Origin of the sequence: Acidicapsa ligni (genome assembly GCF_025685655.1) — a bacterium.
Taxonomy (GTDB): domain Bacteria; phylum Acidobacteriota; class Terriglobia; order Terriglobales; family Acidobacteriaceae; genus Acidicapsa; species Acidicapsa ligni.
Window position 1 is genome coordinate 132,530 of sequence record NZ_JAGSYG010000001.1, and the last position, 23,855, is coordinate 156,384.

11 protein-coding genes are annotated in these 23,855 nt (G+C 56.4%); 5 read left to right on the forward strand and 6 right to left on the reverse strand.

What is annotated here, in order from left to right; all coding sequences use genetic code 11:
- Window positions 1-64 precede the first annotated feature (64 nt).
- From OHL19_RS00545 to OHL19_RS00560, 4 genes are all read right to left on the reverse strand, one after another.
- Complete coding sequence (locus OHL19_RS00545; protein WP_263355626.1) at window positions 65-3,175, reverse strand: efflux RND transporter permease subunit; 3,111 nt, start codon at window positions 3,173-3,175, stop codon at window positions 65-67.
- The gene (locus tag OHL19_RS00550) at window positions 3,172-6,522 is read right to left on the reverse strand and encodes an efflux RND transporter permease subunit (protein WP_263355627.1); all 3,351 of its coding nucleotides are present in this window, start codon (window positions 6,520-6,522) and stop codon (window positions 3,172-3,174) included. Before OHL19_RS00550 ends, OHL19_RS00545 begins: the two co-directional genes overlap by 4 nt.
- Window positions 6,519-7,760, reverse strand: coding sequence for an efflux RND transporter periplasmic adaptor subunit (locus OHL19_RS00555; protein ID WP_263355628.1), 1,242 nt, complete (start codon window positions 7,758-7,760; stop codon window positions 6,519-6,521). Before OHL19_RS00555 ends, OHL19_RS00550 begins: the two co-directional genes overlap by 4 nt.
- 372 nt (window positions 7,761-8,132) lie before the next feature.
- A complete protein-coding gene (locus OHL19_RS00560; RefSeq protein WP_263355629.1) occupies window positions 8,133-9,278 on the reverse strand; it encodes a glycoside hydrolase family 5 protein in 1,146 nt (381 codons plus the stop codon).
- A 169-nt stretch (window positions 9,279-9,447) separates the two neighbouring features.
- Here OHL19_RS00560 and OHL19_RS00565 point away from each other — a divergent pair, with 169 nt between their 5' ends.
- A complete protein-coding gene (locus OHL19_RS00565) occupies window positions 9,448-11,082 on the forward strand; it encodes an FAD-dependent monooxygenase (protein WP_263355630.1) in 1,635 nt (544 codons plus the stop codon).
- On the opposite strand, the gene OHL19_RS00570 is transcribed toward OHL19_RS00565, so the two are convergent.
- Complete coding sequence (locus tag OHL19_RS00570) at window positions 11,077-14,181, reverse strand: DUF2339 domain-containing protein (RefSeq protein ID WP_263355631.1); 3,105 nt, start codon at window positions 14,179-14,181, stop codon at window positions 11,077-11,079. The genes OHL19_RS00565 and OHL19_RS00570 overlap by 6 nt on opposite strands.
- Window positions 14,182-14,371: 190 nt before the next feature.
- Here OHL19_RS00570 and OHL19_RS00575 point away from each other — a divergent pair, with 190 nt between their 5' ends.
- Entirely contained in the window at window positions 14,372-16,786 is a 2,415-nt protein-coding gene (locus OHL19_RS00575) for a glycoside hydrolase family 95 protein (protein ID WP_263355632.1), read from the forward strand.
- Between the two features lie 453 nt (window positions 16,787-17,239).
- Here OHL19_RS00575 and OHL19_RS00580 read toward each other — a convergent pair whose 3' ends face one another.
- Entirely contained in the window at window positions 17,240-20,053 is a 2,814-nt protein-coding gene (locus OHL19_RS00580) for a hypothetical protein (protein ID WP_263355633.1), read from the reverse strand.
- A gap of 736 nt (window positions 20,054-20,789) precedes the next feature.
- Between OHL19_RS00580 and OHL19_RS00585 the strand changes: the two genes are divergently transcribed.
- The 3 genes from OHL19_RS00585 (at window position 20,790) to OHL19_RS00595 (ending at window position 23,854) form a co-directional block, all read left to right on the forward strand.
- Window positions 20,790-21,542 carry a hypothetical protein gene (locus OHL19_RS00585; RefSeq protein WP_263355634.1) on the forward strand — a complete coding sequence of 251 codons (753 nt, stop codon included), beginning with the start codon at window positions 20,790-20,792 and terminating at the stop codon, window positions 21,540-21,542.
- A complete protein-coding gene (locus OHL19_RS00590) occupies window positions 21,539-21,994 on the forward strand; it encodes a type II toxin-antitoxin system VapC family toxin (RefSeq protein ID WP_263355635.1) in 456 nt (151 codons plus the stop codon). Before OHL19_RS00585 ends, OHL19_RS00590 begins: the two co-directional genes overlap by 4 nt.
- Window positions 21,995-22,486: 492 nt before the next feature.
- A complete protein-coding gene (locus OHL19_RS00595; protein WP_263355636.1) occupies window positions 22,487-23,854 on the forward strand; it encodes a DNA polymerase Y family protein in 1,368 nt (455 codons plus the stop codon).
- The last annotated feature ends 1 nt before the right edge of the window (window position 23,855 follow it).

The following is a 23,855-nucleotide window of genomic DNA, read 5'->3' on the forward strand; positions in this document are numbered from 1 at the left end:
TTGAAGCATTCCGCGTTATTGGCAAATCTGTTATTCGCATGGTCGTACACCCCATGAATCTGAGTTAAACGGCATTGGTCGAAGCCTGCTCCGTTCCTGGTTGAAATGTATCGCGTTGTTTGCCCAGCAACTTCAGACGTATCCGATCCAGCGTGAGATAAACCACCGGAGTGGTATAGAGCGTCAATAGTTGACTCACGATCAATCCACCCACGATCGTAATACCCAGAGGCCTGCGCAACTCCGACCCTGTACCTGTTCCAAAAGCCAGTGGCAGCGCGCCAAAAAGCGCCGCCATGGTAGTCATCAAAATAGGACGGAAGCGCAACAGGCAAGCCTCGAAAATAGCTTCTTCCGTACTCTTACCCTGCCGCTCTACCTGTAATGCAAAGTCGATCATCATGATGGCATTCTTCTTCACAATACCGATCAGAAGCACGATGCCGATAATCGAAATTACATTCAAGTCCTGCTTGAACATCATCAACGCCAGCATCGCTCCAACACTCGCGGAGGGCAGCGTGGAAAGAATCGTCAGTGGGTGCACCAGGCTCTCGTACAAAATGCCGAGTACGATGTACACCGCCAGTAGCGCCGTAACAATCAGCACCGGCTCACTGCTCAGCGACTGCTGGTAAGCCTGCAGCGTGCCTGCAAAGAAACCATGAATCGTTGACGGCGTACCCATCTGCTGCTGCATCTGCAGAATGCTCTGCGTCGCATCGCTCATGGAAACGCCATTCGCCAGATTGAACGACACCGTCACCGAGGGAAATAGCCCCGTATGATTAAGCGCCAACGGAGTCGTCGTAATCTGACTCGTGGCCACAGCGTTGATCGGAATATTACCGCCATTCGCGCTGTGCAGATAGATGCTCTTCAACCCCTCCGGACTTTGCCAATACTTTGGAGCCACTTCCATAATCACGTAGTACTGATTTAACTGCGTGTAGATGATCGAGACTTCCTGCTGTCCGAAGGCGTTGTACATCGCGGAATCCAACGCCTGTGACGTCAGTCCAAGCTTGGCCGCAGTCGCGCGGTCATAGTTCAACAGATCGTCGAGACCGCCATTCTGTTGATCGGTATTGACGTCCTGCAAGCCTGGCAGCTTCTTCATCTTGGCCAGCAGAATCGGGCCCCACTTCGCAAGATCGGCAATATTGTCTGCCTGGATCGTGTACTGATACAGCGCATTGCTTGATCGTCCGCCGATACGCAGATCCTGGGATGCCTGCAGGAACGCAGACGCTACTGGAAGCGCGCTCAGTTTTGGCCGCAGCCGATTGATAACATCCGGTGCCCCAACCTTACGTATATTCAGCGGCTTCAAAGCCATGTAGATGAAGCCGGTATTCGTTGCTCCGTTGCCGCCCGTGAATGCAATAACATTGGCTACCGCAGGGTCGGACTTGATCACGCCAACAATCTTCTGTAGCGAAAAGTTCATCGAAGGGAACGAAGCATCCTGCGGTCCCTGCATTCCGCCCGCGATCGATCCCGTATCCTGCTGTGGAAAGAATCCCTTCGGAAGCTTGATCACCAGCGCAACATTCAGTGCAACCGTCAAGGCAAGCACCGTCAACGTCAGGCCCGGATTCTCCAATACCCAATGCAGGCTGCGCCGGTAAATGGAAAGCACCCAGTCGAAGAATCGTTCCGTCTCCAGATAGAACCTGCTGTGCTCCCGATCACGCTGATCCTTCAAAAGGTACGCACACATCATTGGCGTCGTCGTAAGCGAAATCACCATCGACACAAGAATCGCCGTCGACAGCGTGATCGCGAACTCGCGGAACAGACGGCCAACAATTCCACCCATCAGCAGCAATGGAATGAACACCGCAATCAGCGACATGCTGATTGAAAACACAGTGAAACCAATCTCGCCTGCGCCCCTCAGCGCCGCGTCGAAAGGCTTCATTCCGTCTTCCAAATGCCGCGTAATGTTCTCCATCACCACGATCGCGTCATCCACAACAAAGCCCGTCGAAATCGTCAGCGCCATCAACGAAAGGTTGTCGATGCTGTATCCCAACAGATACATCACGGCAAACGTGCCGATCAGTGATACAGGCACAGCCACACTCGGAATCAATGTCGCGCGCCCATTCCGCAGGAAGATGAACACCACCAGGATGACCAGCAAAACCGAGATCATCAGCGTCCGCTCAACATCATTGACGGACGCTCGAATTGTCGTTGTTCGATCCAGCACCACAGTCGTGTCGATGCCTACCGGAATGGATGCCTTGATGGAAGGAATCTGCGCATAGATACGATCGACAGTATCGATAATGTTCGCCCCAGGCTGGCGAAACACGATCACCATCACGGCACGCTTGCCATTCAGATAGCCCGCCGTGCGGACGTTCTGCACCGAGTCCTTGATTTCCGCGACATCCGACAGCCGGACCGCTCCGCCCTTGTTGTAGCCCACAATCAGCGGCTTGTATTCCTCGGCGTGCGATATCTGGTCATTCGCTACGATATCCGCGGTCTGATCGCCCTGCGTAATCTGCCCCTTTGCCTGATCCGCATTCTGCAGGCTCAGCAGCGACTGCACATCCGCAAGCGTCATCCCGTAACTGTTCAACTGCGTAGGGTCCACTTCCACGCGCACAGACGGCAACGCGCCGCCGCCTGCAGTAACCTGGCCCACTCCCTGAATCTGCGAGAGCTTCTGCTGAATTACAGTTGAGGCCTCGTCATACAGTTTGTCCGGCCCATACTTATCTGAAGTCAGGCCGATGATCATGATCGGCGAGTCCGCCGGATTGACCTTGCGATATGTCGGATTCGAAGGCAGGTTCGCAGGCAGATAGGTCCGCGCCGCATTGATGGCCGCTTCCACGTCCCGCGCCGCTCCGTCGATGTTACGGCTCAGGTCAAACTGAATCGTGATCGAAGTCGTGCCCAGCGAACTCGACGACGTCATCTCGGTGACGCCCGCGATGTGCCCAAACTGCCGCTCCAGCGGAGTCGCCACCGAAGACGCCATGATCGCCGCACTGCCGCCCGGCAAACTCGCTCCAACCGAGATCGTAGGGAAATCCACCTGCGGCAACGGAGAAACCGGCAGCACCGTGTACGCGATCGCACCCATTGCTGCTACCGCAATTGTCAACAGGGTAGTCGCCACCGGGCGATGTATAAATGGAGCCGAGATGCTCATGCATGACCCGTTTGCGGCTCAGATCCATTTGAGCCAGCAGGTGAGGATAACTCGCCATCCTTCTGCGATTTCTTCTTCGAGCTGCGGGTGAAGCGCTGCGCCATATTGTCGAAGAAGATATAGATCACCGGCGTCGTATACAGCGTCAGTACCTGGCTGAGCAACAATCCACCGACCATCGCGATACCCAGCGGGCGTCGAAGTTCAGAGCCGATGCCACTACCAAAAGCCAGCGGCAATCCGCCCAGCAACGCGGCCATCGTCGTCATCATGATCGGTCTGAATCGCAACAGGCTCGCTTCATAAATAGCGTCTGTCGAGTTCATCCCGCGCTGCCGCTCGCCCTCCAGGGCAAAGTCCACCATCATGATGCCGTTTTTCTTCACAATACCGATCAGAAGAATAATGCCGATGATCGCGACCACGCTCAAATCCTGATGAAAGATAATCAGTGAAAGCAGCGCGCCGACACCCGCGGATGGCAGAGTCGAGAGAATCGTAATCGGATGAATGAAGCTCTCATACAACACGCCGAGTACGATATACACCGTAACCAGCGCAGCGATAATCAACAGCCCCTCGTTCGATAGAGAGTTTCGAAACGATGCCGCAGTGCCTTGAAAATCCGCCTGCAAGCTGGCCGGCATCTTCATGTCTTTCTGCACCTTTGTAATCGCATCGATCGCGCTGCCAAGCGCCGCGCCGTCGGCCAGATTGAACGATACCGTCACAGAAGGAAACTGCCCCTGGTGATTGATCGAAAGCGCTTCGTTCGAAGTCCGGAAATGCGAGAACGCGCTCAACGGAACCGAGCTCCCAGGCAAAGAGCTTGTCGTACCCGCCGATCCAGATCCCGTGCTGCTCGCGGTATTTGAAGCCAACGCATTCGCGGGTGCACTCAACACCTGCGAGGACGGCGTGTACTTTGCCGTACTCGTCAATGCATTCGATCCCGCAGAGGCAGAACTCGACGCCGCGAAAGAAGTCGATGCGCCCGCGCCACTGGTACCTGAAGAGGCATTCGATTGAATGTAAAGCTGGTTCAGCTTATTCGGATCCTTCTGAAACGACGGGTCGCTCTCAAGGATCACGTGATACTGGTTCAACTGCGTATACATGGTGTTGATCTGCCGCTGACCAAACGCATCATACAAAGTATTGTCGATCGTCGAAGGCGCAATGCCCAGTCGCGATGCCGTGGAACGATCGATATCCAGCGCAATCGCAAGCCCGCCATTCTGCTGATCTGTCGCAACATCTTCAACCTGAGGCAGCTGCTTCACTTTGTCTACGAAGCGATTCGTCCAGGTTTGAAGCTCGTTCACATCCGGATCTTCGAGCGTGAATTGATACTGCGTTCGGCTCACTCGATCATCCACCGTTATGTTCTGCACCGGCTGCATAAAGAGCTGAATACCCTGCACATTCGCAATGCTCTTCTGCAAGCGACGAATCACACCCGAAGCACTCAAATCGCGCTGCTCCAGCGGCTTCAGGTTGATCGACATGCGACCACTGTTCGTCGTCGTATTGGTTCCATCCGCGCCGATAAATGAAGACAGGCTCTGCACCGCCGGGTCGCGCAAAATAATCGCCGCCAGATCACGCTGCTTCTCCGCCATCGCTGAAGAAGAGATCGTCTGCGATGCCTGCGAGATACCCTGGATCACACCCGTATCCTGCACCGGGAAAAAGCCCTTGGGGATAATGATGTACAGATAAACGGTTAGCAAAAGCGTGGCCACAGCCACTAGCAACGCAAGCGTCTGATACTGCAATACAAACTTGAGCGTACGTCCGTAGAACGCAATCATCCGTTCAAACACATGCTCGGATGCTTTATAGAATTTGCCCTGCTGGCTATCCGGAGTATGCCGCAGGATGCGTGCAGCCATCATCGGCGTCAATGTCAGCGATACCACCGCCGAAATAATAATCGTCACCGCCAGCGTCACCGCAAATTCGCGGAAGAGCCGCCCGACCACATCGCCCATGAACAGCAGTGGAATCAGCACCGCGATCAACGAAACAGTCAACGACAGAATCGTAAACCCGATCTGCTCCGCGCCCTTCAGCGCCGCCTGCATCGGCGAATCACCCTCTTCGAGATAGCGCGAAATATTCTCAATCATGACGATCGCGTCATCCACCACAAAACCGGTGGAGATCGTCAGCGCCATCAACGACAGGTTGTCCAGACTGTAGCCCAACGCGTACATCGCACCGCATGTGCCAACCAGCGAAAGCGGCACCGCCACGCTCGGAATAATCGTGGCATACAGGTTACGCAGAAACAGAAAGATGACCATGATCACAAGACCGATGGTCAACAGCAGTTCAAATTCAACATCCGTAACCGAAGCCTGGATCGAAGTCGTAAGATCGGTCAACGTTGTTACTTCGATTCCAGTCGGCAGATTCGCCTGCAACTGCGGCAGAAGCTGCTTGATGCTCTGCACCACGTCGATGGTGTTGGCTCCCGGCTGGCGCTGCACATTGAGAATCACCGCCGGCGTCAGGTTCATCCACGCCGCCAGGTTGTTGTTCTCAACTCCATCCACAACCTTCGCTACATCCTTCACGAAGATCGGAGCACCGTTGCGATACGCAACCACCACATCGTCATAATCCGAGGTGGTTATCAGCTGATCGTTCGCGTCGATCTGATAATCCTGGCGCGGTCCATCGAAGTTGCCCTTGGCGGCATTTACGCTCGCCTGCGTCAGCGCTGTCCTCAGGTCTTCGAGGTTCAATCCGTACGAAGACAGTTGCATCGGATTTGCCTGGATACGCACCGCAGGCTTCTGCCCGCCACTGATACTTACCAGTCCAACGCCGGTCAACTGCGAGATTTTCGGCGCCAGCCGGGTATCTACGAGATCCTCAACCTGCGACAGCGGCATTGCGCTTGAAGTAATCGCCAGCGTCAATACAGGCGCGTCTGCAGGATTGGTCTTGCTGTAAACCGGAGGTGCTGGAAGGTTTGACGGAAGAAAACTCTGCGAAGCATTGATCGCCGACTGCACTTCTTCTTCGGCCACATCAATATTCAACGACAGATTGAACTGCATCACGATCACCGATGCGCCACCAGAACTGGTAGACGTCATCTGGCTCAGCCCCTGCAACTCGCCAAACTGGCGCTCCAGCGGAGCAGTCACCGTAGTCGCCATCACCTCCGGGTTCGCGCCCGGATAGAAGGTCAACACCTGGATCGTCGGATAATCCACTTCCGGCAACGCAGATACCGGCAACTGCTTGTACGCAACAATTCCCACCAGGAGAATTGCCGCCATCAGCAAAGCTGTCGCAACAGGCCGAAGAATAAATGGTCGGGACGGATTCACGGAGCGCTCGTCTCCACGGAGTCGCCTGGAAGCTGCATCTTCGACAGCTTCACCTGAGAGCCGTCCTGCAGCTTGTCAAAGCTGCTGTTCGCCAACACGTCTCCACTGTTGATGCCTTGAACTTCGGTCGTCGTGCTGTCCGTCGTTCCCGGCTTCACCGGCTGCAATTTTGCATGGTTGTTCTTAAGCACATATACAAACGCCGCATCGCCATTGTGCTGAATCGCAGATGTCGGAATCAGCGTCACTCCATGCAATGTCGTGACAAGCAGCCTGGCATTGACAAACTCATTCGGAAAAAGCTCCTGCGCCTTGTTATCAAACTGGGCACGCAGCTTCACAGAACCTGTCGTCGTATCGATCTGGTTATCGATGGTCAGGAGAGTGCCCGTCGCCAGCTTTGTATCTTCAGTGCGATCGTAAGCATCCACCTGTAGCCTGGCGCCCTTGCGCACCTGCTCCTGCACCTGCGCAAGGCTGTCTTCCGGAATCGTAAAGATCACGGTGATCGGCTGTACCTGCGTCACAACAGCCAGGGCTGTACTTCCGGCCGTCTGCACCACATTGCCCGGATCGACAAGTCTCAGACCCACGCGCCCCGCAATTGGCGAAGTGATATGGCAGAAGCCAACCTGCACCTCGTCAAATTGAACTACGCCCTCGTCCGTCTTGACCGTGCCCTCATCCTGCAGAACCAGCTTTTCCTGATCATCCAGCGTCTGCTTTGGAATGGCATTCATCGCCCACGCGCTGCGATAGCGATCCAGATCCATCTTTGCCTGCGCCAATACATTCGTATCGTGCTGCAATGTGCCCTGCGCCTGTAGCAACTGCGCCTCGAATGGCCGCGGATCGATGTCCACCAACGGATCGCCCTTGCGAACCAACTGGCCTTCGCGGTAATGCACCGCGATCACCTGTCCGGTAACCTGGCTCACGATGGATGCCGTATACACCGGCGTCACCGTGCCAAGACCCTTCAGGTAGACTCCGATATCGCCGGTTCTCGCCGTCGTAGGCGTCACCGAGACAGGCCCGAATCCAGCTCTTCGTCCAGTTGGAGCCTTGACCTCATCCTGGTGGCGAATCACGAGAAACAACACCAGCGCGAATGCAGCCAGCACCAGTATCCAGACCCAGATTCGCTTCGCTGTCGAATGCGGCGCTGGTTCTGTATGTGCAGGCAATTGATGGTCGGGACCTACGTAGTCCGGGTTCTGCTTTCCTTCATTTGTCACAGGTCTTCTCGATGGAGAACTTGGAGGCAATTTTCGCCCGATCACTGGTTTCTAGGCCAGCGCCACATAAGCTGAGACGGATGAGCAGCCTGCGAAGATGCATATCCCCGGCCATTAAATCCTCAATCGTCCGCCCCGAACGATTCCCGCCGGAAACAGCAAGTCCTATCTCATCAGGACCTTGCCTGCAATTCGATGCCACACACCCGATGTGAAAGTTGTAAGAATCGTTTCCGCGAATATTGAATATCAACGTAAAGCCAAACCCACCACGAACAAATCCAGCGGAATCAGCAACGGTTACATGCTAATTGTATCGCCGCCTGCTCACATCGACATACTCCTGATCGACCAATTCTCGGCACGCTATTTTCATCTCGCGGCCGTACCCCGCCCCGTAAGCTCACGAATCAAGTCCACCTCATATTGCCGGTAAGGCCGCCCATCCGTATAGAACACATCGTGAAACCAGATCGTCGGCTGCGCCAGCGTATAGGGCCGTGTCCACGAATCCCACGGCAGATTCGTCTGCGTCTTCCCATTCACCAGCCCCCAGTTGATAGCGCCCACATGATATTTCTTCGCAATCGGCAGGCTCGTGTCGAACGTGCTTCCCGCACCACGCGCCATGTATTCCGAGCATAGAATCGGCCTGCCCAGCGGCAGCAGCTCCTTGATTCGCGCCTCAAACCCCTCCGGCCACGCATAACTGTGGAAGCTGATCACGTCCGACTCCGCCAACTGTATCTTCGTCGTCGCGGTCTCCTTCTCCACATTGCTCCAGTCCCCATTCCACACTCCACTCGTCAGCGGCTGCACCGGATTCTCCTCGCGAGCCCATGCAAAGGCCTTCGGCAGCAAGGCATCCACTAACTCCGCCTTGTTCTTCGGCTCTTTTGCAGAACCATTGCCATTGTCCGGCTCATTCCAGATATCCCAGGCCAGGATGCGATCGTCCTTCGCAAACGCGCCCACTACTCCACGCACATACGCCGCCAGCTTCGGCTCGTACGACGGATCCGTCAGCCCCTTTGCTCCCGGACTCTGCACCCATCCCGAGTTATGCACTCCCGGTATCGGAGGATGCTGCGGCCCCAGCTTCGGATCGCTCTCCCAGCATGAATCGAACAACACCAGCATCGGACGTATATGATGCCGCGCTGCGATACTCAAAAATTCATCTAACCGCTTCTTGAATCCATCCGGATCCTGTTCCCACAACTGGTCCTGTAAAAACACCCGGACCGTATTCATCCCGATGCTCTCCGCCAACCCCAGCTCCTTATCATTCAGTTTCGGATTCCAGGTAGCCGCCTGAAACATCTCCAACTGGTTGATCGCATCGGAAGGCACATAGTTGGCACCCACCAGCCACGGCTGCTTCGCATACCAGGCATTTGCCCTCTCCGCACTCCACCTGCCTGCAGAAGAACCAGACGATTGTGCCCCAAGCCCCGATCCCGCCAGCAACACCGCCCCGGTAACAATAGCCATCCGCAACCCAAATCTGATCCTCATAGCGACCCCTTTCCCAATACAAATCTTTGCAGGAAGAGTAAACCGTAAGCGCTCAAAACAGAAGCAACCCAAGCTGGCTGTAAATTCAAACCGTCGCCACAAACCACAATTTTGTAGCGGCAACCGAGCCGCTAAGCTAGACTGTCGTTGCTCAAAAGGTGCAAATTGTATGCCGGATGTTCTTGTCGTCGGCGCAGGTCCTGTCGGTCTAACCATGGCCGCCGAACTTGCTCGTCATGGCGTCCCCTGCCGCATTATCGATCGCCTGGCAAACCCGCTTCCCTACTGCCGCGCGATCGGCGTCACTCCCCGCACGCTTGAGGTGTGGGACGACATGGGCATCGTCCAGCCACTGATCGACGCAGGCCTGTGGCTCCGCAGTACCCGCTCGATCGTCAATCAATCTCCCGCCCGCGACATAAAGATCGACTATTCCGACCTTCCCTACGGACCACTCGGCATTCCCCAACCCGAGACAGAGCGCGTTCTAACCGAACACTTGTCTCGCTTCAATATTCCCGTAGAACGGCCAGTCACTCTCGTATCTCTTGAGCAAGACAGCGAGGGAATCACAGCCCAGCTAACGCATTCCGATGGCTCCACTGAGAGCGCGGCCTTTCAATATATCGTTGGCTGCGACGGCGCTCACAGCGCAGTACGTCGTCTGCTCGCGATCACTTTTGAAGGAGATCATTTCCCCATCGACTTCATGCTGGGTGATGTTCTACTCGACTGCGACCTGCCCAGGGGCATGATGCTGCGATCGATCAACACCAATGAAAATGGGCCTCCGGATTTCTTCATCGCAATTCCACTCCCCGAGCGCAATCGCTTCCGGGTTTCCATGCTTGCCCCGTCCAATACATTCGGCAACTCAGAATCCGCGCACGGCTTGCAGGCCGAACGGGAAACCCCATCCCTTGAGCAGCTGCAAACCGTAGCGGATCGCCTCCTGCCCACAAAAACCTCCTTGTCCGATCTGCGATGGTCTTCCCTCTTTCGCATCAGCATGAGGCTGGCATCGCGCTATCGAACAGGGCGCGGCTTCATCGCCGGCGATGCTGCCCATATCCATCCGCCAACCGGTGGCCAGGGCATGAACACCGGCATACAGGACGCATACAATCTCGCCTGGAAGATGGCTCTCGTCCTCAAGGGAAACACCTCGCCGGAATTACTCGATACCTATGAAGCCGAGCGCCGCCCCGTTGGAGCCGACGTAGTCTCCAGAACACGAACGCAATCGGAACAGTTCGGACGCAAAGAAGCTTCACAGCAAGAGCGCCTCGCCGATACTCAAATCCTCTTGAACTATCGCGGCAGCACTCTGTCAAAAAACGATGTCAGCGAAGCATTGGAGAACCTGCCGATTCAAGCCGGCGATCGAGCACCCGACTGTTATGGACTGCATCGCGAAAACATTCGCGCCCCATTCCGGCTGTTCGATATAACGCGCGGCATCGATCACGTGTTGCTCTTATACGTAGGCCAATTCTCAGCACCGGGACAGGCTGAATTGGTTGAGAGCCTGGCGCAAAAACTGAAAATGACCCCAGGCCCAAAATGCCGCCTCGTAGCGATCTGCTCCCCCGGCACCGAGAGATTTGATGCAATCGGAGCGACAATTTTGATAGACAGGAACAATGAATTCGCCTCTGCCTACGCGCCCGGCATCAATACCGGCTACATAGTTCGCCCCGACGGATACATCGGCTATCACGCGCGGCCAATCACCGAAAGCGCCGTTCTGAATTATCTGGAGACAGTGGCACTATCTTCAAAAGCGCATAATCCGCCGCTATAAATACCGGCGAAAAACCTCGCGAAACCGCGTATACAAAAACGAAACAAGCAGCAACGCACAGCCCATCCCGATCAACGTCGTATATCGATCCGCAGGATTCAACGCCCATACATCTATCAGCAGCACCTTCACCACGCTCACCAGCAGCAGAGCCAACCCGCCCAGCCGAAAACTCCGTTCCCCCACCAGCAGCGCAAACACAAACGCTCCGACTCCCAGCAAACTCCATCCCAGCGTCCACATTCCCATGCGCAGCTCAACCGCCAGCGTCACAATCATCAGCCCAAACGCCACAAAGAAAAACCACTGCTCCGGCCACCTGGCAAACTCCGGCCACACACTCCAGCCATCCAGCTTCCTGAGTCGAAAAGCAAACCCCAGCCCGCCCAGCAAAATCGCCGCAGCCAGCCCCATGCGAAACAGATTTCCCTGCCACCACGGCAATCCGCCCTGCGCCTGACCTGTCAGTGCCACCAGCGAAATTCCATACAGACCCACACCCAGCGCAATCAGGATTCCATGTACCTGGAAAGCCTCACGCCGCACCAGCAGCGCAATCCCCAGCAACCCAACTGCCCACGCCGCATCCACAATCGCCGCCGACTCAGACATGCCCCAGGAAGGCACCAGCAGCGGCAGCCATCCTGCAACAATCAGCGTTCCCATGACCCCGGCGGCCAACCCCACGCGCCGCTCACCCGGTCCAACGTTCCCACGTGTCCGCTCCTGCAGCCAATACACCAGCGCCGTGACAGACAGCATCGAAACCACATCGCGCCACCCCACCGAAAACCAGCCATGCGCACCAGTCAGACTAAAGATGTGCTCCGTCCAGTGCACCAGCAAAACCGCACACGCAGGCACCATCGCCGCAAATCCCTGCCAACGCAAAAAAACTTTCCTGCAATAACGCCCGATCTCGAACAGCGCAATCGCCGGTGCTACCCACGCCAACGCCAGCCAAGCCTCATCCACCACCAGGCCAATCCAGAGAATCAGCAACAGTGAAGCCGCCCACGAGTACCCAGCCGCAACATAAGACCGCACCCCCCCAGGCACAACTCGTCGCCGCATCCCTGCATACAGCAGCACAATTCCCACCGCCGCCGGCACTCGAATCACCCCATGCGGAGCGTCAATCAAATCCTGGAAAACCAGCTCGCCAATTCCGAACAAAGCCAGCACATCCGCCTGCAACGCAAGCGAGACCACGCGTTTCCAATCCGCGGCAACACCTAGCGCCACCACCAGGCCAAGCCAGCCAATCGCAACCCAGCTCGCAGGCAGTATCACCCACAACGCAGCCGCTGCTGCTGCCAGGCCAAGCCAGCTCGTGAGCAATAACGCCCGCAACTCAATCTCATTCGCAATTGCATCCGGCCAGCGCCGCGGATACACCTCGCCATGCACCCAATACAACACCGCCGCCAGCGCCAACCCTACAGCAACAGCAGTATGATTCCCTGAACTCGCGCCCAACAGCGGAAACACTTCTTCCACCGCCAGCACGCCTCCCGCTGCAAACCCCGCCAGCAGCCCAAGCCGCCGAAACACCGGCTCCCCCAACCGCAAGCCGCACACCGCAAGTACCTGCGCCTCCACCAGCCACAGCACCGGCCAGCTCACCCCGTGGAACTTGTACGGAACCGCTGCCACCAGCAGCACCGTCGCGACCGTAGTCAGCACCACAAACGCCGAGCGCCGTCTCCCCCGCGCCCAGACACCGAGCGCAAGTTCAATAAGCCCCATCGCCAGCAGCGCCCGGAACGTCCACTCCGGGTGCACCGATTGATACTTCAATAACCCCAGCACGCCCGCCGCATTCAACACCGCCGACAGGCTGGATATGCGATCCTCCGCCGCATCCAGCGGCTTGCGCAGCAGGTAGGCCGCGCGAAAGAGCACCCAATAAAACAGGATCAGCGCGGTCGACGGCCAGAACAGCGCAAACTGCCCGCCGGCACTCATCGGCGCCCGCACCAGCGAAAGCCACAAGAAATGGCTCGCATACACCGCCACCAGCCCCGCCTGTTCCAGCCATGCCCAGTGCCGCTTCGTCGTCACAACCACCAGCGCAACCGCCAGCAACGCACTGGCCCAGAGGCTGAAAACTACAGTGCCATTCGCGGATTCAAGATGGCTCGCCGCCACCGTCGCAAACGCCAACCCAAACGCCAGCCCTGTCACCGTTTGCGATTTATATAGCAGCGAATGCGCCACCATCCCCGCCGCCACCACCAGCATCAGGATCAGGTCGATCACCACTGAATCGATCACCCGCGCCTCCGCAAGATGGTGCATGGCATACGTCGTAAAGAAGACCAGCGCCCACCCGCCACCAATCCCCGCACGTGCAAAGATGCGATATGCCTGCTTGCTGCGCTCCAGCCATACGCCACCCGCCAGCATTGCAAATCCAATCGCAAATCCGGTCAGCACCTTCCCGCCCGGCCCCATCGTCTTCAATCGAAGCGCCAGAAAAAACGCCAGCCCAATCACAAGTAGCGCAACGCCCAGCTTGTTCAGCCAATTTCCTCCAAGCCGCTCCTCCAGACCAGGCTTGTGCTCCGCCTGCGCAGCAGGCTTCATCTCAAATGTGGACGATGCAAACACCGTCGGTTGCGCAGCCCCGCTTGATTCTGCCCTGCTTGGTTCAGGCGTACTCGATAGTCGTGAACTGCTTGTAGGTGGCTGCGAACCACTTGTAGATGGCTGTGAACTGCTCGCAACAGGTGCATCCATCACAAGTCGCGATGCCCCAATATCCGCCGCGACTCTCGCAGCCAACCCCGTTTCCTCAACTGGCAACGGTGGCACGACAGGTACCGCAACATCCGCTACAGATGCAGATGGAGTTGATGAAGTCGGCGCCGTCGAAGCTCCCTGCTCTTCTCCAGAAATAATCGTAGATGTAGTTGCTTGCGCGTTCGCCTGCATCGCTTCCAGATCACGCAAACGACCCTCTACTCGATTCAGCCGCTCCTCTGCCCGCGCAACTGTTATCGAGAATTCATCACGCAGCGTCTTCACCTGATCTCGCAAGGAGATCCAGGCCCCCAGGGCAATAAAAGCCAACACAACCAGCAGGATGATCGTCATAGGTATTGCAAGCAGTATCCCATCCGCCAAAGCATTCGGATAGTTAAAACCCGTCGCCCTTCGCTAAGCGGAGACCCGAAGGAAGCGACGCCTTCTGCCCTTTGACAAAAGATCCAATGAGAAGAGACAGCCTTAAGCCCCGCGCATTGCGTTCACCCAGCTTGGTAAACTCATCCCTCGGGAGAAAACTGTGCCACTCACACCCAAGCTCATCCTAATCGCCATTTTTTCCACCGCCGCACTCGCACAATCCCAAACCACCGCCTGGCGCGACAGTTCCCTTCACGTTGACTACCCCGGCATCATCGGCCGCTCCGACATCGTCCTCGCGCAGCCCAATCGCCTCGCGAATCAGGCCATTCCCCTCGGCAACGGACGCCTCGGCGTAGCCATCTGGTCCCCCGGTGGGCTTACTAATGGCCCTACTGATGCTCTTACGATCCAGCTCAATCGCGTCGATACACTTCCGAACCGGCTCGCACTCGCCCAGCTCACCCTCCCCGGCCTTGCCGCACTCGCCAACGCACCCGATTACTCCGGGCGTCTCGACCTCTATAACGCGGAGTTTCACGAGCAGGGCGCAGGCATGAAGGCAACGACATACGTTGAGCCAGGCAGCGATAACCTTATCATCGACGTTACCGGCGCCGACCCCGCAAAACTCCAGACCGCAACACTTCACCTGCCGTCGGAGCGCACCCCTAAAGCAGAGATTGCTGGCTCAATCGCGATCCTTTCCGATTCCTGGCTGGACAATAAACAGCCCGGCCATTCCGATCGCAGCTTCGGCACTCTTGCCGCCGTCACTGCCGACGCACGTAGCGTAACCGCCAAAGTCTCTGCGGCAAATACCGTCGCCATAACCTTCCAGCCCTATCCCGACGGACACTTCCGCATTCTCGTTGCAGGTCCTCACTTCGACGGCAACTCAGGCCCGGCAGCCAAAGTTGCAGCAAAGAGCCTCAGCCAGGTTCCCAAAAACGAGCAAGCCGTAACCCAGAACCGCGAATGGTGGCACACCTACTGGCACCACGCTGATTTCATGAAAATAACCTCCTCCGACGGCGTCGGCGAATACATGGAAAACCTGCGGACCTTGTATCTGTTTGCCTCCGCAGCCCAGAGCCGCAGCGAATATCCCGGTACCCAGGCAGGCATCGCCGACCTCTTCTCCTCCGTCTCAACCCATCACTGGGACCCAGCCGCCTTTTGGCACTGGAACCTGCGCATGATGGTCGCAGCCAATATCTCCGCCGGTGTGCCGGAACAGAATCTGCCCTACTTCAATCTGTATCGCTCAAACCTCGAAAGCATCGAAGCCTGGACAAAGCTGCACATGAACGGCAAGCCAGGAATCTGCATTCCAGAAACCATGCGCTTCAATGGTCCCGGCTACGAATACGAAGAGTGGGACGACCCAACCCCGATCGTCGCCCTGAATTGTGCCGCCGATTCCAAGCCCTATTACAACGCGCGCACCATCTCAACCGGCGCGGAAGTATCTCTCTGGATATGGCAGCAATATCTCGCAACCAACGACCTGGAGTTCCTCAAACATAACTATCCAGTGATGCGCGAAGCTACCCGCTTCTTACTCTCCTATGCGACTCCAGGGCAGGACGGACTTACGCATACAACCCCATCCAACGCTCACGAAACTATGTGGGACCAGACCGATCCAACCACCGATGTATCTGCTAGAAAGGCGCTCTTCGCAGCCAACATAGCCGCCGCTAAAAAGCTGGGCATCGACGCTGACTTAGTCACACAACTGCAATCGGAACTCCCCAAAGTCCCCGAACTGCCGCGCACCGAAGCCATAACTCCCAAAACACTTCTGATTTCATCCGCGGATAACAGCGACGATGTTATCGCTGTTTCCTATCAACCCGCGTCCGAAAACCACAACGTAGAAAACATCGGACTGGAACCCGTCTGGCCCTATGATTTAATCAGCGATAACTCGCCACTCTTCGCGGTTGCCAGGCGCACTTACGAACACCGCCCTTACCCGGTTAATCAGGATTGGAGTTATGATCCCATCCAGGCTGCCCGTCTCCAGTTACCGGACGAAGTTGAATCTACGCTGGTCAAATTAACCGAACAATATCAGCAGTTCATCAATGGATTCGCCAACTGGGGTGGCACCAACGGCGAATTCTACATAGAGCAGGAAGGCGTAACCGCCGCCGCGCTCCAGGAAGCATTGGTGCAGGATTATGACGGTTTAATCCGCGTCAATCCATCCTTTCCGCATAACTGGGATGTGGACGGGCAAGTCTCCGTTCGCGGGGACACCAAAGTCGGCGTCCAGATTCACAGCGGCAAAACGGAAACTGTAGTTATCGAGTCCGGCGAAAATGGCAAGATACAGATTCGCAATCCGTGGCCCGATTCCGCTGTAACGATCCTGTCCGGGAAGCAGCCCGTACTTACATTGAAAGCTGCCTCAGTATTGAGCTTTCCAGTAACTAAAGGTAAGCAGTACTTACTCCAGCCAACCACACATACGACAGTAGATTTGCCTTATGCCGAGATCAGTGGCACCCCGGCTACAACCGCAAAACGGCTCGGGCAAGTGCAGATTGGATTGTCCGCCCGGTAGTTTCAGTCACGTTCCACGTAGAATATTTTGAGTTTTGGGAATGTTCTACGTGGAACATATAGGTGGATATAGAATCGGTCTCTCCAGATCGCATCTCCGGCTGGTTTGAATTGCCGCAAATTACATCCATTTGCGATAAGAGTCGTGGCTGAACGTAACGATGGTTCATGCTTCGTGCTAGGCTTGTTCTGAGGAATTTTCGTCATGCATATTCTCTACTCGCCATTTTTTGTTGTGCCGCTGCTGGCGGTGGTGTTTCTGAGCTGCATTCTGACTGCGACGCTCACAGGCAAGGACGAGGACTCTTCACACCACTAGAGCTTGCCGGCTTTGAGCTTGCCGGTTGCAAGGCGCAGAATACGCCTCGTCTCCCGGCAACCGTACATTTCTATATATGCGCTTCGCATGCTCCCGCCCAATAGATGTGGCAGAGAGCTGATTTTTATTCCTGATCTAATTTGGGCTCGAACTTTGGGTGTCGCTGTCTGACTTCGCCTTCGGCTTGGCATCGCTTGGTTTCGCGTCGCTCGATTTCGCATCACTCGAATTCGCATCGGCGGGCTTCGTTTCAGCCTTCGATTCCTGCGGAGTAGCCTTGTCGTCCAGCGAGTCCGCGGCTGGAGAGGCCTGCGCCCCCGTCTGAGCCGTCTGACCAGTTTGCCCAGGCTGCTGCGCGATAGGCAGAGTCAATGTCTGTACCGTGCTAGGGTCATCGCGAAGGCTGAGGTAAAGCGTGCCGTTGGTTCCCGTGCGGGTAACGTTAGGAATGGTCAGAGCGGTTCCGCTAAACTCGGCCGGAACATCGATGGCATTGGACATATCCGGATTCGCACTGATCGCAGTGATCAGGAACAGGTTGGAGCCGGAAAGCTGGCAGGGCTTGGTAGTGCTGCGCGGGCAGCGCAGATCTTTGGAGCCAGGCGCGCCGTTAAAGCCAGGCAGTCGCACTAAAGTTCCAAGCGGAATCCAATCGCCGGTGATGCCGTCCGCGCTGACAGCACGCATCTGCAATGGGCCAAAGGCAGAAGATCCGAAACGAGTAAGCGGATCGATCACGGCGACGGCGGTGTGAGCATCCTCAAGCATGAGGCTGCCGTCTGAGAGCGAGAGCGTGGTTTGAAAGCTGCCATCGACTGCGCCGAGTTCGATCTTTTCCGTTCGTGGAAAAGCCGCTGGCATGCGTGAGCGCAGAAAGAAAACCAGCCTGCGTTGCAGGGGCAGATCGTTCGTACTCCCCAGATGCACAGGCAGAATCGTGGTCCCATCGGCCTCGGACTGGTCGTGCTGAACGCCTTTACTTAGCAGGTCAATTTGCGGACGAGGTGAGCCCACAGTGGCAGGAACGCGCAATTCGCGCCCATCCCGCAGGCTGACTTTGGCGGTGTAGCTGCTGCCAGGCTGCAGCGTGCCCGTCAGACCGGTTGCGGTCATTTCAAGCTGGTCAAAGTCCTGAACGCGGTTCAAAGCTGCCGGGTTGAAGCCAATGCCCGCAAGATCAGCCGACTCGACTTCATCCAGACGCTTGCCCTTGAGAACGGCAGATTTATCTCCGGCGCTGAGGGTGAGGTGGTCGATCGAAGCAGCTTCGGCATAGGCGCGCAGGGAGAGCTGATCGGGCTTAGCCAGTCCGTACTGGTGAACGGAGATGGTAACGATGCCGGGATTCGCTTCCTTAAGCGGCACTGAGAATTCGAGTTGCTCAGGCTTGGGAGATTTCCACGTAAGCTTGATCGGTTTGGGCTCACCGTGGGGCTCGTGCGCCGGCGGTAGCTGGGCCTCGACATCCGAGACGCAAAGGCTGCTCGCGCCTTCCAGGCGAAGTGTATCGTCACGGCCAATAATCAGGGCGTTGTGGTCAGAGGAGGGAACGCTCCAAGCGCCGGAGTGAGGTGCGACGAGACGGAACTTCGGGCCACTCATGGTGTCGAAGCCCCATTGGCCGCGGAGTTCGCCGACAACTTCATTTTCAGGGAAAGCCGGAAGCGGCTTTTCAAGAACCAGGCCGCCTTCGCGAGGATCGGCTCGAACCGGAATATCGATGCCGGATTCGGCTGGAGCAGGGGCTGCTCCGGTAACGCTGGCCGCCGTGGGCTTGGCCATTTTCGCGTCCGTGGCCGACGGAGTGATGAGCTGATTCGACTCTGGAGTCGTCACGAATTTAGCCTTCGTCTCGATATGCAGATAAAGATCGTGGGCCATATCCGTGCCGAAAACCAGGGGTGCGTCATCGACAGCAAGCGCCAATTTCGGCTTGGGCGCGCAATAGTTCTGAGCCGGATCGATGGGGCGCAGATCGGGCGGGTGCGAAGGTCCGATTGGCGGCAACGCAACCACGATGACTGACTTGGGATCGCGGAAGGACGGCGGCACGTTGAGACGCAGATTTAGGGTATCCGGCTGCTCTTTCTGCGGCAGGGCCAGTGCCGGAATGTACTGGTATTTGGCGGTGTGGAAGGTGCTGAGGATACGAGCAAGATCGACAATCGCTCCCACATACGGACTGAACTGGCCAGCGCCGCCCAACGTGGAATAGCTGAGCTGGTTCATGAGATCGGCAGCCGAGCCATTGGTGATCTGGGTAACGTGGGACTGAATGCCTGCATCGTCAAGCACCAGGCCGTCCGTATGCTGCACAAGGCAGGGCGCCTGCTGGTCGGACGGTTTGTCGAAGCACTGCTGTTCGAGACGCATACCGAGGCTGCGCGCCGCGAGGCTGGTGTGCTCCTTAAGATCCTTTGGGTCTTCCTGCGAAATCGCCTTGATCTCGGCAAGATAGGCATTGAGGCGCAAGCGATCCCAACTCGCCAATTGCAAATCCTGGGTCGCGCGAACGAATGCTCCAGGGCGTCCGCGGACAGCGTTACGAAGGGTGCTGAAATCGCCACCGGTTTCGGGAGCGAGAAAGATCAGGGCCTGTTGCGCTTCGGCGGGCACAACGACAAAGACACCCTCTTCGCGAACTTCGCGGGTCCAGGTTTCGACACGGCGAAACCAATCGGGCGGCGGCGGATTGGTGGCTCCGCGAAGAAAAGCGACAACAAGAATTAAGTGAGTGGACTGACTATCGGGGAGATCGGGATGAATCCAAAGACGATCGCCAGGCAGAAGATTCGGGACCTGAGCAATAGGAAGAGTCTTGCCTGCACGTTGAACGTGAACATCGACCTTAGGACCAGAAAGGTCAAAAGCCTGGGATTGGGCAAAAGCTGCCACCGAAACAAGGAAGGGCAACAAAAGGGCTGGAACCAGTTTCAGGCGGCGACTCATCTGTGTTCTTGGACGAGGCATACTTCCTATTGTACGGACGTGGCCTCGCGGCAAGCTGGACTGATGTGAGCAATCCTCCGAATTCTCCATGGTGAAAAGAGTACCGCAGGAAATCTTGAAACCAAATTGGGTTAATCCCAAATTAGTTTGACGATATCCAAAATACCGCTTTTGCTTCTCATTGAAATGGATTGAATACCGTTTCCATAATTTTTTGAAGCACATAGAGCTCTGCTCGCGTTAGACTACTTGTGTAAATCCCCCGTAGGGCCCGATTAGCTGTATTGAATTTATTTGGCCGGAGGCGGTCGTCAGATTGAGAATCTTTGCCCCTTGGGTATGAATCTGCAATCTAACGAGGGCAATTCGCTGAAAACATTTTAAAGTGTTGTTGCGATAAATCTGCACCGCACCTATTCTGCGAGATCCCATTCGTCTGCGACAAGAACAAGATAGAACCCTCGCAGACAGAGCGAATCCGGGCTGACAGACTCGGAAATTTTTCATTTTAGCTATGACGCAAGGATGCACCCGGCCAAGCTGGTGGGTGGATTGAAACGAAAGGTAAAAATTTAAGGCTAGTCCTTATTACGCCGCTACAGCAGCCCCAATGTTATGCATCCGGCAATGAAAGGCTCTTTGAAGAGCATTTCCGGGATATCTCTGGGGAACATATCGAGAAGCAACGCAAATCGCTGGCGGTGGTTTGCCCGTACTAAAACTTAGGAGATGACCAATGAAAGCCGCAAAAAATGTTCCAGTGGAAGAAGAACCAACTAACCTCACAATTCCTGAGGCTGAAGAAATGATTGAAGAGGCTCTCGAAGAACTATCTTTTTCCACCGACCCGGGATTGGTTCCTGCCCTGCGCTTTCTGGCACCTCCGGGATACCAGGCGATCGTAGAGCTCTGTGGCGAAAATGGCCGCAGCAAACGGCGCAATGCCGATGCCACGAGCTGGACACCGGAAGAGGATGAGGTTCGAATCTATTTTGAGCGGATCGATGGAAGCGATGACGGCGAGGACGAACGTCCAGCTCCGCAGCCCAGGGCTCGCGCAGCCCGAGCGGCAGCAGCCACCTTCGACGATATAGAGGATGTGGACGGCAACAGCGGCGGCCTTCCTGCAGATGTGGACGAGCGCATCAAGGAACTCTGCGCCACTCTGGCCGAAGCGGAGCGCGGCGGCCATGCATTTATCGCTCTGAAGTGGTTCCGGGACTCATTTTTGCCGCGCAAGGCATTTAGCTGGAATCAGCATCCGGAGTCACGGCAACTCATTCTCGCCGAGGCGATTCAGCGCGGTGTAGTGCTGACGAGCAAGATTCCCAATCCCAAAACACCTGCTTATCCGACGACAACAATTCGGCTGAACAGGGCCGAAGCAGATGTCCCAGACGAAGCACAGCGGTTTCGTCCAGTGGCAGTCCAGGGTGATGGGCTGGTCTCAACTTTGGACGAAGAGGATGACGACCGGGGGAACCTGTGAGCTGTTATTTCCTTGATTCCACAGCTTTTATGAAATTGTTCGTACAGGAAGCCGGGACGGACGCAATTATTCGGCTGATGGAAGCTACAGAGGATAACCGGAAGCTGATCTCGGCTGGCACTCCGCTGGAGGTGTATGCGGCTCTGAAGCGACGTGAGCGCGCAGGCCAGATTTCACCTTCGGATGGAGAATCGGCGCGAGGGATTTTGCGGCTGGAAGCAGCTCGCATGGTGCAGCAGCCCCTGAATCCAGCCGTGCTGGAAGCAGCGCGGCAACTGCTCGACCGGCGCGAACTGCGATCGGTAGAGGCACTCCAGCTTGGCGCCGCAGTCGTGGCGCGGGAGATGTTCCAAGGGATGGAAGTTGTCTTCGTCAGCTCCGACGCGCGTTTGCTCGAAGCTGCGAAAAGCGAACGATTCCGCGTCCTGAATCCAGTGGAAGAAGAAGTCTAAAATCTCTGGGCCTTACGCCAATTGCGCACGACAAAAATTAGAGGGCGAGCAAAACCGATTCGGCGAAGGGGTAGCGGCAGAGAGATACTGCCTGCAGCCTAGGCCGATTTGCGGCGGAACAGTTCGTCCTTCTCTTTGCACCCACAGCTTGAGCAGCTCAGGCAGCAAAAAAGTAATACGGCTACCCCGACAGTGATAAGCACTGCGAGTAGCGTCCCAAACGAAAATAAGGTGTGTGCGAGTGAATGCATATTGCTAACCCTTATCGAACGGAACTTTATCGAGCCAATTCCGATAAATTTTCTTCCGGTTATACCTGCTTTGACGCGTAGACGAACAATTTGTCATGGAACCGCCGTCGCGTCAAGTGTAGCATTGGATTCCCCTACTGAGTATTTAGACGCGTGGACAAAAGTTGTAGTTGCGTGGGAGAGAGAATCTAATTGCACAAAGGCGAATAAATGGCGAAAATAATCAGGTGGAGTATCCGCCATGACCACGACTGCAAACGCGCCTCCCGCCTCTGTATCGACCACCCCCGCTCCTGAGGTGAACTGGCTTTTTCTCGATTTGAACTCTTATTTCGCCTCCGTCGAGCAGGAGGTGCGCCCCGAGCTGCGTAATCGCCCCGTAGCGGTGGTGCCTTCGCTTGTGGATACCACATGCTGCATCGCCGCGAGCTATGAGGCCAAATATCGCGGAGTCAAGACCGGAACGATGGTGAAAGAGGCGAAGCAGCTCTGCCCGGATATTGTGCTGGTGGAGGGGCGGCATGAGCTCTACACCGAATACCACCACCGGATCGTGGCAGCCGTACAAAGCTGCATCCCGGTTACCGCGATTCTCTCCGTCGACGAAATGGCCTGCCGGTTGATCGGTTGCGAGCGACCCGTGTTGACTGCGATGGACCTGGGAATGCGAGTCAAAGATGCCATTCGCAAGCAGGTCGGCAGCACTCTGCGCTGCTCGGTGGGATTGGCTCCCAATCGCTTTCTGGCAAAGATTGCCAGCAATATGGAGAAGCCCGACGGGCTGGTGGCGCTGACCCCGGATATTTTGCACGACGCTTTACTCACGCTCGATTTGCGCGCCCTGCCTGGAGTAGGAGCGCGAACCGAGAAGAGATTGAACGACAAAGGCATTCAATCGATGGCGGACTTGTTGCACGTTCTCGACGGAGAGCATGGCCGCGAACAGACCGGAGAGCTTTGGGGCTCCGTATGGGGCGAGCGACTATGGCACTGGCTTCGCGGCGACGACTTCGACCTGGAGGAAAACGAGCATCCGAAGTCGGTGGGTCATCAGCATGTGCTGGCGCCCGTATTGCGTAATCCGGAAAGCGCCTGGTCCGTCGCGCTTAAACTGCTGCATCGGGCCGCGATGCGAATGAGGGACGAGGGGCTTTGGACGAACCGCATCGGCATAACGATAGCCTTTGTCGGCGAAGGGCGCATCCGAGGCTCTTCCCCATTTGGACCCAGCCGGTCTGAAAGCTGGAGCCATGAACTGCGGCTGCTGGAGTGCCAGGATAATGCAACGCTCATCGGGGCGCTTCGTAAGCTGTGGGATGAACGGCCACAAGGTCCACAGCATCAGAAGCCGTTTTTTATAAGCGTGGTGCTCGCAGACCTTGTGCCGAATGAGCTGCACACCCTGACGCTCTTTGACGCGCAGGATGGCAGCGAAGAACGGTTGCGGCTTTCAGCAGCGATGGACGGACTCAACCACAAATACGGGCTGAGCACGGTGGCGCCTGCCGCCATGCTGGCAGCATTGAAGGCGGCGCCCACGCGAATCGCATTCCATTCCGTACCCGAGCTGTTCGATCACTCCACCAAGGGAATCAGCTCAAGAATGTAGC